Consider the following 15,357-nt stretch of genomic DNA (forward strand, 5'->3'; position numbering starts at 1 on the left):
TCCTGAAGAACGATGGGCCACGAAGTGAACGCCATCGCCCGTGGCGTTGAGATAGGAGACCGCGACGATGAACCGTACCACGAAGACGGCCATGACATTGACGCTTGCGGCAGCCGCAGGCTTGACGGCGACCAAGGCCATGGGGCAGGTGGACGTGCGGACGGAGGTGTTCCTGACGGGACTGAACCAACCGACGGCGCTCGTGCACGCTCCGGGTGACTTCGGCCGCGTGTTCGTGACCGAGAAAGACGGCCGCGTGCGGGTGGTGCGCGACGGCGTGCTCCTGCCGACGCCGTTCCTCGACATCGACCCGCTGATCTCGAGCTTCGGCGAGCGTGGGCTCATTGGCATCGCGTTCAGCCCGCAGTACGATGACGACGGCTGGTTCTTCGTTCACTACTCAGACAACAACGGCGATACGACCATCGCTCGATACTCGGTGTCGGCCACCAACCCAGACGTGGCCGACCCGGACAGCGGTCAGGTCCTGCTTTCGGTCGACCAGCCGTTCAGCAATCACAACGGTGGCTGGATCGACTTCGGGCCCAACGACGACCATCTCTATATAGCCCTGGGTGACGGCGGGAGCGGCGGAGACCCGCTGGGGAACGGCCAGCGCCTGACGACCTTGCTCGGCAAGATCCTGCGCATCGACGTGCTTGGCACGCCCGACCCGGGGCTGGAGTACGCGATTCCCGGCGACAACCCCTTCGTTGGCACGGGCAACGCGGAAGAGATCTGGGCGTACGGCCTGCGCAACCCGTATCGCAACGACTTCGATCCGGCAACCGGCGATCTGTACATCGCAGACGTGGGCCAGGGAGCGCGCGAGGAAGTCAACTATCAACTGGGCGACAGCCTGGGCGGCGAGAACTACGGCTGGAAGTGCCGGGAAGGCGACCTTTGCTTCTCGACCGCCATGCCCTGCCCGACCAGTTGCGACCCATCGCCATTCGTGGATCCAGTGGTGACCTATGACCACTCTGGTGCGGGTGGTTGCTCGATCACCGGCGGCCAGGTCTACCGGGGCTGCCAGATCGATGGACTGGCCGGCACCTACTTCTATGCCGACTATTGCTCGAACCGGGTCTGGTCGATCCGCATGGTTGACGGCGAAGTCACCGAGTTCACACTGCGGACCAGCCAGTTTGGCGGGATCAGCAGCATCATCAGCTTCGGGCGAGATGCGTATGGCGACGTCTACGTGCTCAGCCAGGGCGGCGAGATTCGCAAGATCATGCCGATCGACCCGATCGATGATTGCGATGGCGATCTGGTCTCGGATGCGTGCGAGATTGCGGTGGGCGCCGAGGCGGACGTGAACGGCGATGGCATTCCGGATTCCTGCCAGTGCTTGGCCGACATCGACGGCGATGGTTCGTTGACCCTGTTCGACTTCCTCGCGTTCCAGAACCTGTTCGATGCCGGCGACCCGGCGGCGGACTTCGACGGCGATGGCGAGTTGTCGTTGTTCGACTTCCTGGCGTTCCAGAACGCATTCGATGCGGGGTGCTGAGCGAGAAACTGATCAGGCCGATCGTAACTGCGCACTGGCCTGACGCAGCACCTCGGCGGCGATCTGCTCGGGGTTGTAACCCGCCGGCATGAGCACGTAAGGCACGGACGCCTGTCGCGAGAACTCGCGTGCGCGCTCGGCGTGCTCGTGCCCGGTCAGCTTGATGAGCACCACGACCAGCTTGGTTTGCGGGTTGGAGATTGGCGCCCGCATCGGCTCGGCCGATCCGTGCTCGGTCAACTCGGGCCAGACCAACCCATCCAGGGCAAAGGCCTCAACGATACGATCAATGGCGTCGCGTCGCGGTTCGCCGCCGATTACCACGATCTGGCCTCCATCGATCAATTCGCGGACGCGTCGCACGTCTTCGCTCCAGGAACGCGCTCGCGTCACGTTTTCACGTGGCTTTCGAGGCTGCGTCTGAGCGTCATCTGAGGCTTGGGCTTCAGCGGCCACTCGGAGTCGATGGTGAGGGGTGACCGATTCAGGGAAGCACTCGATTGATGCGACCGAGGCAATCTCGGCAATCAACGAATCCAGGTTCGAAGGAGCGATCTCGATGAGCTTCTCGATCGCACCGTTCACCTTTTCGCAGTCATGGCGGGGCGGCTCTTCGTCGTACGGTGATTCCCATGCGTCGCGCACGCGCTGAGCGTGGTAGAGCGCCCGCTTCAGCAGTCGTTCGGCCTTCTCCCGGTTCGCTTGCTGGTCTGAGATTTCGGCAAGGAGCTGGATCGCGCGCTCGCGTGCTGCGGGAACGTCCACCTGCGGATCCGCGGGGTCGCTGAGTTGCATGTGTCGCTTGACGTGGTAGCGATGCTCGGCCGTGACCAATTTCAGCCAGCGATGCACCTCGTCCTGGTCGATATCCGGCTGCGTGAGCCAGGTGTCGGCCAACGAGACGCGAAGTCCGCTGCTCATGGTGGCCAGCAGTTGCAAGGCCAATCGAACCTGCTCGTCATCCTGCCAGGCGTCGATGGGCTCGATGGCTCGGCACAAGTCGGCCGCATCGGCCATGGCATCGTAACAACCGGCAATCAGTTCGAGCTGTGACTCGGTTGAAGGCGTCCCCCTTCTAAAAAACATCCAGAGAAAGCAATTCTCCATCGACTTGGCGGTCGAGATGAGCTCGTTCATTCGCTGCCGCGACTCGTACTCCTCCTGGCTGTCTCGTTGCTGGCTCTGGCGGAGGATCTGATGGCGGCATGCTTCGGCCTTCAGCCGGCACCGCGAAGAGATCTGTGCCAGGTCAATGGCCCGGGCCTCGGCAGTCCGGAGGAGGTAGTCCTCTGCGTGCCCTTCTCGCATCAACTCGGAGCGAGCGGCCTCGTGCGCAGCACTGATGGCGTTCGACTCGCCGGAAACAGGGATTTCTGTGCGGGCATCCCCAATTCGAAGCGGGACAACCGCAGTCGTCAGAGGCGGCGTGGGGCTTGGGTTTACCCGAGGTTGTGCTTCGGGATCGTCGCCGGTTTTCTCAGCGCCGGCGGGCTCACGATCTTGTGTTTGAGCCCCGGCATCGTCCCAATTCGAATCTTCCCACGATTCAATCGAACGCAATGTCTGTTCGGCGAGATATCGCGCCAATGCACGAAACGCCGGTGATTTCTCGATGTTTTCTTCGAGAAACTTCCCGACCAGATCCGCCAACACCTCGCGTTCTGGCGCATTCACGGCGCAGCATAGGCGGCTCGATCAGAACGCGCGCTTGGTGGGGTTGATCACCATGCCATCACGGCCACAGATAAAAACGTCTGCAATCTCAACCGCCTCGGCGAACGAAGATCGAGCCTGATCGACGTCAGCCGAATCATCCAGCACGCGGCCCTGAGCCAGGTGGGCGCCGTCGGGGATTGCGTCCGAACAAATCAGGAGCGTGTGGCTCGGCAAGGCCACCAGGAGCCCGCACAAGCCGGGCGTAGCGCCGGGCAGGGGGAACAGGTCAACCTTGTCGGCGAGGCGATCTGGCGCGGCCTTGCAGTTGCGCAACTGGGCGACGCGTTCCTTCAAAGCTTCGATCGGGTCCGGACCGTCATCTTCCAGTCCGGCCCCGGTTCCCAGATCGCCTCCTTGAGCCATCCGGCGGAGCGTCTCGCCCAGAACCATGCCCACCGATTCGCGCTCGGCCTCGTGGATCCACCATCGGGCGTGATCAAAGAGCCTGAGGCCTCGGGTCATGTCGGGCTTAAAGCATGTCAGGAACACGTCGGTGATGGCAGACGGCCGCAGGCCCGAACGCTCGTGAAGGCGAGCGGCGAGCGCTACTTCGGGCAAGCCCGGATCGACGAGGATGCGTTTCTCGCCAACGGAGAGCAGAGTGGTCGTCGCGTGACCGGTGCGAACCGGCGTGGTTTCGTTCCAGAGCGGGTTGACGGCGAGGGTGCCCAGGCTGATCAGGCGGAGGTCCATAGTGCCGCGAGGGTATCGCTCTATCGCGCTTCGAGGCGAGTAAACGTCACCGTCACCTCGGCCTGGCTGATGGGCGAATCGTGGGAGAGGCGGCGGATGAGCAGGGTGGCCTGATCGAGCCAGACCGTGGCGGGACCATGCTCGATCAAATCGAGCTCGATCATGATCGCCGGACTGCCGTTGACGCTGGTGACGCCCACGACGCGGGCGGTCTCGTAGTCGTTTGTCGGTCCCCAGTGATCGCCCGCAAGGATTCGCGGCACGTTCGTCGTGAAGATCGTCATGATGTTCTGGAACGGCACGATGGCCTCTTCCAGCGTGGGAGCCTGGCCGTAGCTGCCCGAACGAACGGTCTCGAATCGCCGGCCAACCTTGTGCACCTCGAAGTGGGGCAGCCTCGAGCCAGCGGTGCCGTTCACGTAGAACGAAAAGTCGCCGTCCTGTTCATAGAGCGTGCCGAACCCGTACTCACTCCGGCGGCTGGGCTGGACGATGACGATCGAACCCTCATCCAGGTAGTGGGTCGCTTCGCCGTATGCCATGGCCGACCGCACCAGCAACTCGGTGGCATCCATCGAGCCCGTGTATGGCGTCGCGTCGGATCCACCGCCGATGGGCCCCGAGCCGCCGGTGGGCGATTCAGCGGGCGAATCCGGTGGGGCAGGCGGGGCGGCCACGATGGGCGGCGGCGTGAACGCCCCGCCGCTCGAGCAGCCGGCGCATACGACCACGGCCCCGAGTCCAAGGGCCAGCGGCGTCGAGCATGCGAGCGTGCGAATAGTGCGGTGCATGGGCAAGGCTATCAATTGCCGACGGGGCCATCCGTCCGTCGCCGACGCTGGATAAGCGCCTGGCGGTAGACGTGTTCCAGCCCGGCGACCATGGCCGTCGCGCTGAATTCCCTCCCGGCTATCTCCCTGCCCGACGCCGCAAGGGCCAGTCGATCATCGGGTCTGGCGGCCAGATGTCTGATCGCTTCGCCAAGCCTTGCCGTGTCGCCGGTGGGGATGAGCCATCCAGTCTGTTTATGACGACAGATCTCGGGCGTTCCGTCGCAGTCATACGCCACCGCGCACACCCCAGCCAAGAGAGCCTGCGTCACGGTACGGGGTAATCCCTCTCGGCGGCTCGGGTGAGCCAGAAGATCCATCGCCCGGAGCATGCCCGGAATCTGAACTGGCTCGACCAGACCCGTCATGACCACGCGGCCCTTCAAGCCCATGTCGGTAATCCGACGTTCGAGGTGGCCGCGCAGCGACCCGTCGCCCACCCACAACAGCCGCCAGTGGTCGTTGGCCTTCAGGTCCGCCCCGATGGCGTCGAGCAAGTCGTCGTGGCCCTTGTCCTCCGCAAGCCGCGCGATGGTGCCGATCACGAACTCGTGCGGCTCGATGCCGAAGCGTTCGCGGACCTCGTCGCGCGTGGGCTGACTGGTGAGGTAGGGCTCGATGTCCACGCCGCTCCGCACCGTCGTATAGAGCGCGGGCTTCCCGATCCCCCGCTCCAGGAACTGTCGCGTCATTGCGTCGGCCACGCTCACGATCGCGTCGCAACGCGTTGCTGCGAACCGTTCGGCGACCGTATAGATCGCGTTGGACACTGGCCTGCCCGGCAGGAACGGCGGGCCATGGATCGTGTGTACGACCGCGGGTCGGCACTGAGCATGCCATCCCGCCAGCCGGCCGAGGATGCCTGCCTTGGACGAGTGCGTGTGCACGACGTCGGGATTGATGTCGTCGATCAACGCCTTGAGTTCGCGATATGCCCGCACGTCGGCAATCGGCCGAACCGGTCGGATCAGGTGCGGTACCTCGTGCGCTCCAATCCTGCCAAAGTCTCGCACCCGATCCAGCATCGACCCCTCTGGCCCATAGATCGGCCCGTACGCAAGGTGCACCTCGTGCCCAAGTTCGACCTGCCCCTCGCACGACAGGATGGTGTTCTCCTGGCTGCCGCCGAGGATGAGGCGGGTCGAGATGTGGAGGATGCGGGTCATGTCAACCGCTGGGCGATCGCCTTCCCCACGTACGCGTCGCTCGCCGGTTCCACACTGAAATCGCCGCGATCGTGCACGAGTTCCTCGCGCTTGTCGAGGTCCTTCACCTGCACCTTGTCCGCCCCATGCAGCACGATGGCAAACCGCGCGTGCTGCTTCTCGGCGTCGTTGAGCAACTTCTTCAGGTTCCGCGTCGTCTTGTACGTCCGCCGCGCGTGCATGGGGCGGACGGCGTATCGATCCGCCGCCCAGGGCTTGCCATCAAACCCTTCACGCTCCACGCCCCGCCGCAGGTTCGCCAGCAACGGCTCGACCAGCGGATCCTCGTCTTCCGACCCCGCCACCACGAATGCCTCGGGCCGCAGGCTTGCACCCGGCCGGCTGAGGGCGTCCATCAGCTCCGCCCCCTGCGGCATCAGCCCCTTGTCGTCCAGCAACAGCCCCAGCACGACGTCACCCATGCCAAACCCAACCGCCGGCGTGGGCGGCCCGCCGAAGAGCTCGATTAGGTTGTCGTACCGCCCGCCGCCCGCGATCGCCCGCTCGCCCTCGGCGATGACCTCGAAGACGGTGCCGGTGTAGTAGGCGAGGCCGCGGACGATGGATGGGTCGTAGGCGAACCAGCCTGATTCGAATCCCGCGTTGACCATGCGTTCAATCAGTGTGAGATCTTCGAATGCCAGCTCGGTTGTGCCCTGGAGCAGAGACGAAGCCGCGGACTCGGACATGCCCAATGCCACTGCTTGAGAGCGAAAAGAATCCGGGTCGACTTTGTCTTTCCGATCGAGCAGAGCAAGAGCTTGTTCCTGATTTGATTCGGATACGCCAGCCTCGACCAATGATCTTGTCATCCTGCGGCGATCGCTCACTCGATTTGTGACTTCACCTTCGTGAAGTCCGGTATCAAGTAAGAATGCAGTCATGCATGAGAGCACGTCGCTGTCGCCGATCTCTTCGTCCCCCCCTAGCACATCCACATTCCACTGCAAGAACTCCCGCAGCCTCCCGCGCTGCGGCTTCTCCGCCCGGAAGTACGGCCCGATGCTGAACCACTTCGTCGGGCTCGGCAGGCTCGCCGCCTTGGCGGCGTACATGCGGGCCAGGGTGGGGGTGAACTCGGGCCGCAGGGCGTAGTCGTCCTCGCCGCCCTCGCGGCGGAAGCGGAAGAGCTCGCCCACGATGCCCTCGCCGCTCTTGCGGGTGTAGAGCTCGAGCATCTCGAAGGTGGGGCCGTTGATCTCCTCGAAGCCGTGGCGGAGGGCGGTGTCCCTCCAGAGGCGGGTGATGTAGTTCTGGCGGAGGTACTGGTCCGGATAAAGATCGCGCGTACCCTTGGGGGAGGCGACCGGGCTCGAGGTGGGCTTGGTCATCGTGAGGGGCTTCCTGAAGCTACAAGATACCGGCCCGGTGTACCCGGGGGTGCCGGGTCGAGCCTCTCGCGGGTCAGCATAGTGCGAAGGACAGGAGATTTTCGATGCGTACGACTCAGACTCTCGCAGTGGCGGCCATCGCTGGCAGCGCCTTCATGCTCGGCGGCTGCGCCGCCACCGGCCTGACCGAGGATGCCCTGGCCATCACCAAGGCCGAGGCCCAGGCCACGATCACCCACCTGTCGAAGACCGAGCCGGAATTCGACGGGCTGGTCAGCAGCAGCCACGCCTGGGCCGTCTTCCCCGGCGAGTTCAACGGCCTCTGGTATCTGGTCGGTGGCGCCGGTAGCGACGGTCTGGTCTACGACAACTCGGGTGAGGTCATCGGCTACAGCCGTCACGCCCGCGTCAACTTCGGCCTGGGCGGCATCGGCAGCTACAACGACTTTGTCATCTTCTTCCCCGACGAGGCCTCGCTGGAGAGCTTCCAGAACGGCAGCTGGTCGCTGGGTGGCGAGGTTGCCGCGGGCATCTTCGGTCTGGGCGCCAGTGGCCAGACCTCCTTCACCAAGAACATGACCTACGTCAGCGATCCTCGCGCGGCTTGGGGCATTGCGGCATACCTGACCCTGGACAACTTCAGCTACAACGACATCGACGCCGCCATGAGCAACTGATCGGGCCACTGGCCTGACCGTATCGCCAAATCCGAGCACCCCGGCCTTGTGGTCGGGGTGCTTTCGTGTCACGAAGCACCAGTCGACCTGCCAAGAGCAAGAAGGGGCCAGGTCGCCTTCGCGAGCCCGGCCCCGAGGGGAGGGGATGCCTCGCTGTACGGAAGCCCGTCCCGGGTGGTTGCGGACATAGGTGGAGACCATCCGATCGGCTTCGCCCAGCCCGTCCGCGGCTACCATGCGAGCCAGCGAATCGCCCGAACCGGCCCCTGCCAGCACGGGCCATCGGGCCTCGGAGCACGCGTCCGCCAGCCCACTCACGGAAGACCTGTCGCTTATGCCCAGCATCACCATCAACGGCGTCACCGTCGATTTCGAGCCCGGCCAGACCATCCTCCAGGTGGCAAACGCCAACGACGTCGAGATTCCGTTTTACTGCTACCACGACGCCCTGAGCCGGCCGGCCCAGTGTCGCATCTGCCTGGGCGAGATCTGGGCGCCCAATCCACGCAACGAGAACAAGCTTGAGCCCGTGGCCGGCGGAAAACTCCAGCCCACCTGCACGACCCCGGCCGGCGACGGCATGGTGGTCTACACCGACAGCCCCAAGGCCGTGGCCAACCAGAAGGCGGTCATGGAATACCTGCTCATCAACCACCCGCTGGATTGCCCGGTGTGCGACCAGAGCGGCGAGTGCTTCCTGCAGGACTACAGCTACGAATATGGCCGGGGCGTCAGCCGCTTCCAGGAGCAGAAGGTCAAGCAGGCCAAGAAGGACCTGGGCCCGCACGTGTGGCTCTATGCCGATCGCTGCATCATGTGCACCCGCTGCGTGCGGTTCGATCGCGAGGTCGCCGGGGCGGGCGAGTTGATGATCGGCGGCCGCGGCAACCGCAGCGAGATCGATGTCTTCCCAGGCAAGGCCTTGGACAACGAGCTTTCCGGCAACGTGGTGGACCTCTGCCCGGTGGGGGCCCTGCTCGACAAGGACTTCCTCTTCGCCCAGCGCGTGTGGTTCCTCAAGAAGACCGCCAGCATCGATGGCATCACCGCCAGCGGCGACAACATCTCCATCGAGCATAACGAGGGCAAGGTCTACCGCATTAAGCCGCGCGAAAACCAGAAGGTCAACAAGTTCTGGATCACCGACGAGGTCCGCTACGGCTGGAAGTTCGTCCATAGCCCCGACCGCCTGGCCGAACCCCAGGCTCGTCGCTATGGCGCTCTGGTCGAGGCCGAGTGGCCCCGGGCCTACCGGGCGGCGCTTGATGGCATCCAGACCGCGATGGACAAGGGTGGCCGCCTCGCGGTCCTCGTCAGTCCGATGCTCCCCTGCGAGGAGGCATACGCGCTGGCCACGCTCGCCAAGAGCCTGGACGAGAACGCCATCTTTGCCGTGGGCCCCGTACCGACCAAGGGCGAGGACAAGGCCTTCCCCCCAACCAAGAGCCTCGACGATGAAAGCGCTTTCGTCATGGTCGCCGAGAAGGCCCCCAACGCCCGTGGCGTGCGGCGGGTGCTCAAGGCCGTCAGCGGCCAGGACCCCATCGAGTTCCACGACTTCCTGGGCGCAATCCAGAACGCCGGCGCCCTGATCCTGACGGGCAACTACCCCAGCGACTGGGTGCCCCAGGAACTGGCCGACGCCGCGACCGATCGGTTCACGGTGCTCATCGACACGCTGCCCAGCCGCCTGATCGATGCCAGCGACGTGGTGCTGCCCGGTGCGACATGGGCCGAGAAGGCTGGCACCTTCGAGAATCACCGTGGCTTGCTGCAGGCATTCGACGCCGCCATTCCGGTTCTGGCTCGCACCGAGGGCCAGATCGCTCACGACTTACTGGCGGCCTCGGGCGTGGAGGACTACATCGCCGCCCGTCCCGAATCGAACTACCGCCGCCCGGACGTGCGGGTAGTGGACGATGGCCCGGGCCAGGTGCCCCAGGCGACCGAGGTCGAACTGCCCCGCGGCCTGCTCTTCAACGCCGCCAAGGTGCGCCAGCAGATGGCCGGCGCGGGCCTGGCGGAGTTTGAAACCGACGTCGCCCTTCCGCCCAGGGACGTGAAGAAGTCTGGCGACATGCGGGTGGTCGAGCTTTGATCGATCGGTCGTCCAAGGTGGCGACCGACAACATCGAGCAGACGGCGCGGCCGAACCGCGTGTACCTCGGCATCGCGGTGCTTGCCATGGTGAGCATCACGTTGCATCTGGTGTTGCGATTCTCCGATTCTGGAATTCGTGATTGGCCGCTCTATGCGGCGTTGCTGCTGGGCGGCGGGCCGCTCGTCGTCGAACTGGCTATCAAGCTGTTCAAGCGAGAGTTCGGTTCGGACCTGCTGGCGGCGATTTCCATCGTCACGGCGGTGTTGCTGCAGGAGTACCTGGCCGGCGTGCTGGTCGTGCTCATGCTCTCGGGCGGGCAGGCGATCGAGGCGTATGCGATGGGCAGGGCGTCTTCGGCGCTGCACGCCCTCGCGCGTCGCATGCCCAGCGTAGCGCATCGGAAGCGTGGCGAGATGATCGAAGACGTCCCGCTGGATGCGATCGCGGTCGGGGACACCCTCGTGGTGTTGCCGCACGAGGCCTCGCCTGTTGACGGTGTCGTGCTCGAAGGCCGCTCGACCATGGACGAGAGCTACCTCACGGGCGAGCCCTACCAGATGTCCAAGGTCATCGGCTCGGCGGTCATCAGTGGCGCGATCAACGGACAGGGCGCCCTCACCGTGCGCGCCGAGCACACCGCGAAGGACTCGCGATACGCAAAGATCATGGAGGTAATGCGCTCCAGCCAGCAGCAACGGCCGCACATGCGCCGTCTGGCGGATCGCCTGGGTGCGTGGTATACGCCCCTGGCCGTGGGCATCGCCATTCTCGCGTGGATCATCAGTGGCGATCCCACACGCTTCCTGGCCGTGCTCGTGGTGGCCACACCCTGTCCGCTGCTGATCGCTATCCCGGTGGCCATCATCGGGTCGGTGTCGCTGGCCGCCCGGCGATCGATCATCATCCGAGACCCGCTCGCCCTGGAACGCATCGACACCTGCCGGACGATGATCCTCGACAAGACTGGCACGCTGACTTTTGGCCGGCCCTCGCTCATCGCCCAGCATACCGCGGGCGACTTCGACCAGCAACGCACGCTAGCCCTGGCCGCCAGCCTCGAGCGATATTCCAAGCATCCCCTCGCCGCGGCCGTTGTTCGTGCAGCCGACAATGCCGGCCTGCAGGCCCTACCGGTCGCCGAAGTGTCCGAGCCGCCTGGTCAGGGCCTTGTCGGCATGGTCGAGGGCCACCGCGTCACCATCACCAGCCGCAAGGCCGTCCTGGCACGCGATGCCGGCCTCGAGTCGTCGCTCCCGCCGCTGGCAGGCGGGCTCGAGTGCATCGTGCTGGTTGATGGTAAACTGGCTGCGACGTACCAGTTCCGCGATGCTCCACGGCCCGATGGCAAGGCGTTCGTCGATCATCTGGCACGCCGCCACCACGTCGATCGTGTCATGCTCGTTTCGGGTGACCGGGCCAGCGAGGTCGAGTATCTGGCGCGTGAGGTCGGCATTGACCACGTACTTGCGGGCCAGAGTCCGGAGCAGAAAGTCGAGATCACGCGCCAGGAAACTGAGCGGGCCCCCACGATCTTCGTCGGCGACGGCATCAACGATGCGCCGGCGCTCATCACCGCGACGGTGGGGGTGGCCATGGGCGCCGCCAGCGATGTCACGACCCAGGCCGCCGGCGCCGTCATCCTCGACACCTCGCTCAAGCGCGTCGACGAACTCATGCATATCGGCCGCCGCATGCGCACGATTGCGCTTCAGAGCGCCCTGGGCGGCATGGCCTTGAGCATCCTGGGCATGATCCTGGCATCAATGGGCTATCTGCCTCCCGTGGCGGGAGCGTTGGCCCAGGAAGCCATCGACGTGCTTGCGATCCTCAACGCGCTGCGTGCCGCCTTGCCAACGAAATCTCTGTCGGACATGTGAATCAGGCCGCGCCGAGCTTCATACGCAACCAGGCAAGGGCCATCCGCACGTCGTTGTTCACCGTGCGTGGCGAGACGCCCACGAAATGGGCGATCTCTTCGATGCTGTGCTGGCCGAAGAACTTCAACTCCATAATGCGGCTCTGTCGTGCGTCGAGCCGTTCGAGTTCCTGGAGCGCGTCGTTGAGCGCGAGCACGTCGATGCGGTCGGGGCCGCCATCATCGCCCAAGCCGCCCATAGCCTCAATGTCGATTCGGCCGTGTCCACCGCCGCGCTTGGCTGCGTTGTACTGCCGGGCATGATCGACGAGGATCTGCCGGATCGCGTGGGCCGCATACCCATAGAACTGCGATCGCCCCTGCCAGTCGATCTTGGCCGAGCCCACCAGCCGCATAAACGCCTGGTCGGCTAACAGGGTCGGCTGGAGGGTGTGGCCCTTTCGCTCCTTGGCCATCGCGCGCTCGGCGATGTGCCTTAGCTCGGCCAGCACCAGAGGCGCCAGTTCTTCGCGGGCTGCCTGATCGCCCTTGCCGGCGTCTTGCAAGAGCTTGGTGATACCCGTGGCGTTCTCAGGATCCATCGCCTTCCCCCGTTCTGGTCCGTACGTGCAATGGCGGGCTATGTTAGTACTCGGGCGGGCCGCGTCCCGTTTCACTGGACTCGGGCCGGGCAGGAAGGGGGCGGCATGGATCCGGACACCCACGCACGAGCACGCGAGCACTTCATCCGGCTCCTGGAAATGGCCGATGCCGATCGGCCCGCCGCCCTCGATGCGCTCATTTCCGCCGAGCCCGAGGTGGGCCGGTACGTGGCGGAACTGCTCGGCGCTCAGGCCGCCGATTCGGGCGATCTGTTCGAGGACGTGGTCAAGCAAGGGTTCAAAGAAAAGATCCGTGACATGGCCGCCTCGCTCGACCTGCCCGAGGGTGAGCGCATCAACTCGCTGACCATCGTGCGACGCTTGGACGGCGGAGGTTTTGGCGACGTCTACCTCGCTCATCAGGACGGCACCGATCGCACCGTCGCCCTCAAGATCATCAAGGCCGGCATGGACACCGCTCAGGTCCTGAAGCGATTCGAGGCCGAAAGGCGGATGCTGGCCGCTCTCGAGCACCCCAACATTGCGCGTCTGTACGACGCGGGCCACACGCCCCAGCAGCTTGGCTCGCGGCCGTACTTCGCCATGGAGTACGTCGATGGGCCTCGCATTACGCAATACTGCGACGACGAGCACTCGCCCCTTCGCAAACGCATCGAAGTGTTCATCGACGCATGCAAGGCCGTACAGCACGCCCATAGCAAGCTGATCATCCATCGAGACCTCAAGCCCTCGAACATCCTCGTGGCGAGCGAGGATGGCAAGCCGGTGCCCAAGGTCATCGACTTCGGCATCGCCAAGGCCCTCGACGACCGCTACGCCGACACGCGGCACACCCTCGAAGGCCAGGTCATCGGCACGCTGGACTACATGAGCCCCGAGCAGGCCGACGGCAGCGGCGACGCTGACGTCCGCACGGATGTCTACGCCCTGGGCGTGGTGCTGTACGAACTGCTCACCGGTACGCTGCCATTCGATACCCACAACCTCGGTGAGATGAGTACCACCCACGCTTACCGCATCATCCGCGAGGTGGAACCCAAGCGGCCAAGCACGCGCATCCCCGACGGTCGAGCGCTGAAGGAAGATCTCGACTGGATCACCCAGAAGTGCTTAGCCAAGGAGCCGGACCGACGATACCAGTCCGTGGGCGAATTGATCGAGGACCTGCAGAACCACCTGATTGGCCGGCCGGTCAGGGCCAATGCGCCCCCTGCGACCTACAGGATGCGCAAGTACGTCAAGCGAAATTGGCTGCTCGTTTCCAGCGTATCTGCAGCCATCGTTGTGGCGGTCGCGGCAATGTCGGTGTACGTCGTACTCCTGACGCGTGAAGCCAACACCCGTGTCGAACGAGACGAGTATCAGTCCAAGGTCCTGCTGCTCGAAGAAACCAATACGCGGCTGGAGGCATCCGAGGCCCGCACGCACGAGGTCAACGGCGAGCTCCAGGCCCGCAACGCCCAGCTCGCCCGGACGCAATCTGAGCTGGAATCGAAGAACGCTGAGCTCGAAGAACAGTCGGGCAGGCTTCAGGATGCCGTCGACGAAGCCAGGCGCCTGGCCGACGAAGCCACGCGCCTGGCCGAAGAGGAACGCAAGGCCAGGGGAGTGGCCGAGGAAATCGGCAAGCGACTCGCGGACACCAACGCGGATCTCAAGCAAGCGCGTGTCGACCTTGCCAACTCGCTCGAGCAGACCAAAGCCGAGCGCGATCGCGCCCAAGAGGCCGAAGCTATTGCGAAGGAGAACGAGAGAAGGGCCGACGACGAAGCGAAGCGGGCCGAGTCGGCGGCGCAGAACTTCCAGACTTTGTACGATCAATTGGAGCGGTCCGTCCGCGTTCTGACTCAGGGCGACCGAATCCCCACGGACGTGCTGGCGCAGATTACCGATGCGCTCGATTCGGCGAAGCTGCTCCAAGCCCAGATTCTTGAGCGGCTCTCCCAGCGCGCCTCGGCCGATGCCGATCTGCGCGAGGCCGTCGCGCTCCAGCGACAGGCGGTCTCCGCGTTCACCGAGGCGCTCGGGTCGGACCACCGCAACACGCTCCGCAGCCGTCTGGCCCTCACCGACCTGTTCCAGAGGGACCAGAACCCCGCCGAAGCCGCGCACCAGATCGACCTGCTCACGATGACCGCGGCGCGCAGCCTCGACCCCGCCGATCCGTTGGTGACCGACATCGAGCTCGCTCGGGCGACCGGATTGCTCTATCGAGGGCAGTTGGATGACGCGCTCACGCGTATGGATTCGATCGTGGCGGAACTCGAATCCACGCACGGCACCCACGACCTGCGCACGCTCAAGGCCGTCCGCCGCCGCGCCATGGTCCACGCCGCAATGGAGAACTTCTCCGACGCCGACGCAGACTACCGCCGCGTGCTCACGCTCAGCAACTCGGCATCCGACGAAGGCCTCGAGGAGATCGCCATCGCCGCCAACAACCTCGCCGTGCTGGTCCGCCAGAGCGGGCGCGATGACGCGGCAGAAGCGTTGTTCACTCGAGCGTTGGGCAGGGCAAATGTGGTCTGGGGCGAGACGAACTGGCGCACCGCCATGGTCCAGGCCCAGCACGCCAGCGTCCTGGCCGCACTCGGTAGATTCGAGACAGCCGAACGCAAGCTCCTCGACGCCTACGACGTGCTCGCCTCGACCCTGGGCCGGCAGCACAGGGAAACGCTCGCCATAGCCCGCGAGTTGCTCTTCACGTACGAGGCATGGGATGAATCTATGGGCACGAACCGGCACGCCGGCGACGTGCGCAAGTGGCAGCGCGTGCTCAACGTACCGCGATAGTCGGGTCGTGAGTGATC

General features: G+C 64.8%; 11 protein-coding genes. 5 read left to right on the forward strand and 6 right to left on the reverse strand.

Translation table 11 applies throughout. The annotated features are described in order from the left end of the window. Nucleotides 1–67: 67 nt before the first annotated feature. Nucleotides 68–1,516: a PQQ-dependent sugar dehydrogenase gene (locus RIE32_11870; GenBank protein ID MEQ9096947.1), complete on the forward strand. Its 1,449-nt coding sequence runs from the start codon at nt 68–70 to the stop codon at nt 1,514–1,516. Nucleotides 1,517–1,528: 12 nt separating this feature from the next. Here the strand turns inward: RIE32_11870 and RIE32_11875 are convergent, their stop codons facing one another. The 5 genes from RIE32_11875 to RIE32_11895 form a co-directional block, all read right to left on the reverse strand. Continuing rightward, nucleotides 1,529–2,824: a hypothetical protein gene (locus RIE32_11875; protein MEQ9096948.1), complete on the reverse strand. Its 1,296-nt coding sequence runs from the start codon at nt 2,822–2,824 to the stop codon at nt 1,529–1,531. 387 nt (nt 2,825–3,211) lie between these two features. Next, nucleotides 3,212–3,925, reverse strand: a complete 714-nt coding sequence (locus RIE32_11880; GenBank protein MEQ9096949.1) for a hypothetical protein — start codon at nt 3,923–3,925, stop codon at nt 3,212–3,214. Between the two features lie 20 nt (nt 3,926–3,945). Continuing rightward, complete coding sequence (locus tag RIE32_11885; protein MEQ9096950.1) at nt 3,946–4,716, reverse strand: hypothetical protein; 771 nt, start codon at nt 4,714–4,716, stop codon at nt 3,946–3,948. Nucleotides 4,717–4,727: 11 nt separating this feature from the next. Beyond that, nucleotides 4,728–5,921 carry a glycosyltransferase family 4 protein gene (locus RIE32_11890; protein ID MEQ9096951.1) on the reverse strand — a complete coding sequence of 398 codons (1,194 nt, stop codon included), beginning with the start codon at nt 5,919–5,921 and terminating at the stop codon, nt 4,728–4,730. Next, complete coding sequence (locus RIE32_11895) at nt 5,918–7,291, reverse strand: ATP phosphoribosyltransferase regulatory subunit (GenBank protein MEQ9096952.1); 1,374 nt, start codon at nt 7,289–7,291, stop codon at nt 5,918–5,920. Before RIE32_11895 ends, RIE32_11890 begins: the two co-directional genes overlap by 4 nt. 104 nt (nt 7,292–7,395) lie before the next feature. Between RIE32_11895 and RIE32_11900 the strand changes: the two genes are divergently transcribed. The 3 genes from RIE32_11900 to RIE32_11910 all read left to right on the forward strand — a co-directional run bounded on the left by RIE32_11900 (nt 7,396) and on the right by RIE32_11910 (nt 11,946). Further along, nucleotides 7,396–7,968 carry a hypothetical protein gene (locus tag RIE32_11900; protein ID MEQ9096953.1) on the forward strand — a complete coding sequence of 191 codons (573 nt, stop codon included), beginning with the start codon at nt 7,396–7,398 and terminating at the stop codon, nt 7,966–7,968. 334 nt (nt 7,969–8,302) lie between these two features. After that, a complete protein-coding gene (locus tag RIE32_11905) occupies nt 8,303–10,066 on the forward strand; it encodes a molybdopterin-dependent oxidoreductase (protein ID MEQ9096954.1) in 1,764 nt (587 codons plus the stop codon). After that, nucleotides 10,063–11,946 (forward strand): heavy metal translocating P-type ATPase, encoded by a 1,884-nt coding sequence (locus RIE32_11910; GenBank protein ID MEQ9096955.1) that lies wholly within the window; start codon nt 10,063–10,065, stop codon nt 11,944–11,946. Before RIE32_11905 ends, RIE32_11910 begins: the two co-directional genes overlap by 4 nt. A 1-nt stretch (nt 11,947) precedes the next feature. Here the strand turns inward: RIE32_11910 and RIE32_11915 are convergent, their stop codons facing one another. Then, nucleotides 11,948–12,526 carry an ECF-type sigma factor gene (locus RIE32_11915; GenBank protein MEQ9096956.1) on the reverse strand — a complete coding sequence of 193 codons (579 nt, stop codon included), beginning with the start codon at nt 12,524–12,526 and terminating at the stop codon, nt 11,948–11,950. A gap of 105 nt (nt 12,527–12,631) precedes the next feature. On the opposite strand from RIE32_11915, the gene RIE32_11920 reads away from it, so the two are divergent. Continuing rightward, nucleotides 12,632–15,340 (forward strand): protein kinase, encoded by a 2,709-nt coding sequence (locus RIE32_11920; GenBank protein MEQ9096957.1) that lies wholly within the window; start codon nt 12,632–12,634, stop codon nt 15,338–15,340. The last annotated feature ends 17 nt before the right edge of the window (nt 15,341–15,357 follow it).

This window comes from Phycisphaerales bacterium, from assembly GCA_040221175.1.
Lineage (GTDB): Bacteria > Planctomycetota > Phycisphaerae > Phycisphaerales > UBA1924 > JAHCJI01.

Excerpts from the sequence above, each read along its gene's own strand:
- RIE32_11915 (MEQ9096956.1), bottom strand. The coding sequence starts at position 12,526 with ATGGATCCTGAGAACGCCACGGGTATCACCAAGCTCTTGCAAGACGCC.
- RIE32_11885 (MEQ9096950.1), bottom strand. The coding sequence starts at position 4,716 with ATGCACCGCACTATTCGCACGCTCGCATGCTCGACGCCGCTGGCCCTT.
- RIE32_11880 (MEQ9096949.1), bottom strand. The coding sequence starts at position 3,925 with ATGGACCTCCGCCTGATCAGCCTGGGCACCCTCGCCGTCAACCCGCTC.
- RIE32_11895 (MEQ9096952.1), bottom strand. The coding sequence starts at position 7,291 with ATGACCAAGCCCACCTCGAGCCCGGTCGCCTCCCCCAAGGGTACGCGC.
- RIE32_11900 (MEQ9096953.1), top strand. The coding sequence starts at position 7,396 with ATGCGTACGACTCAGACTCTCGCAGTGGCGGCCATCGCTGGCAGCGCC.
- RIE32_11920 (MEQ9096957.1), top strand. The coding sequence starts at position 12,632 with ATGGATCCGGACACCCACGCACGAGCACGCGAGCACTTCATCCGGCTC.
- RIE32_11875 (MEQ9096948.1), bottom strand. The coding sequence starts at position 2,824 with ATGCGAGAAGGGCACGCAGAGGACTACCTCCTCCGGACTGCCGAGGCC.
- RIE32_11905 (MEQ9096954.1), top strand. The coding sequence starts at position 8,303 with ATGCCCAGCATCACCATCAACGGCGTCACCGTCGATTTCGAGCCCGGC.
- RIE32_11870 (MEQ9096947.1), top strand. The coding sequence starts at position 68 with ATGAACCGTACCACGAAGACGGCCATGACATTGACGCTTGCGGCAGCC.
- RIE32_11890 (MEQ9096951.1), bottom strand. The coding sequence starts at position 5,921 with ATGACCCGCATCCTCCACATCTCGACCCGCCTCATCCTCGGCGGCAGC.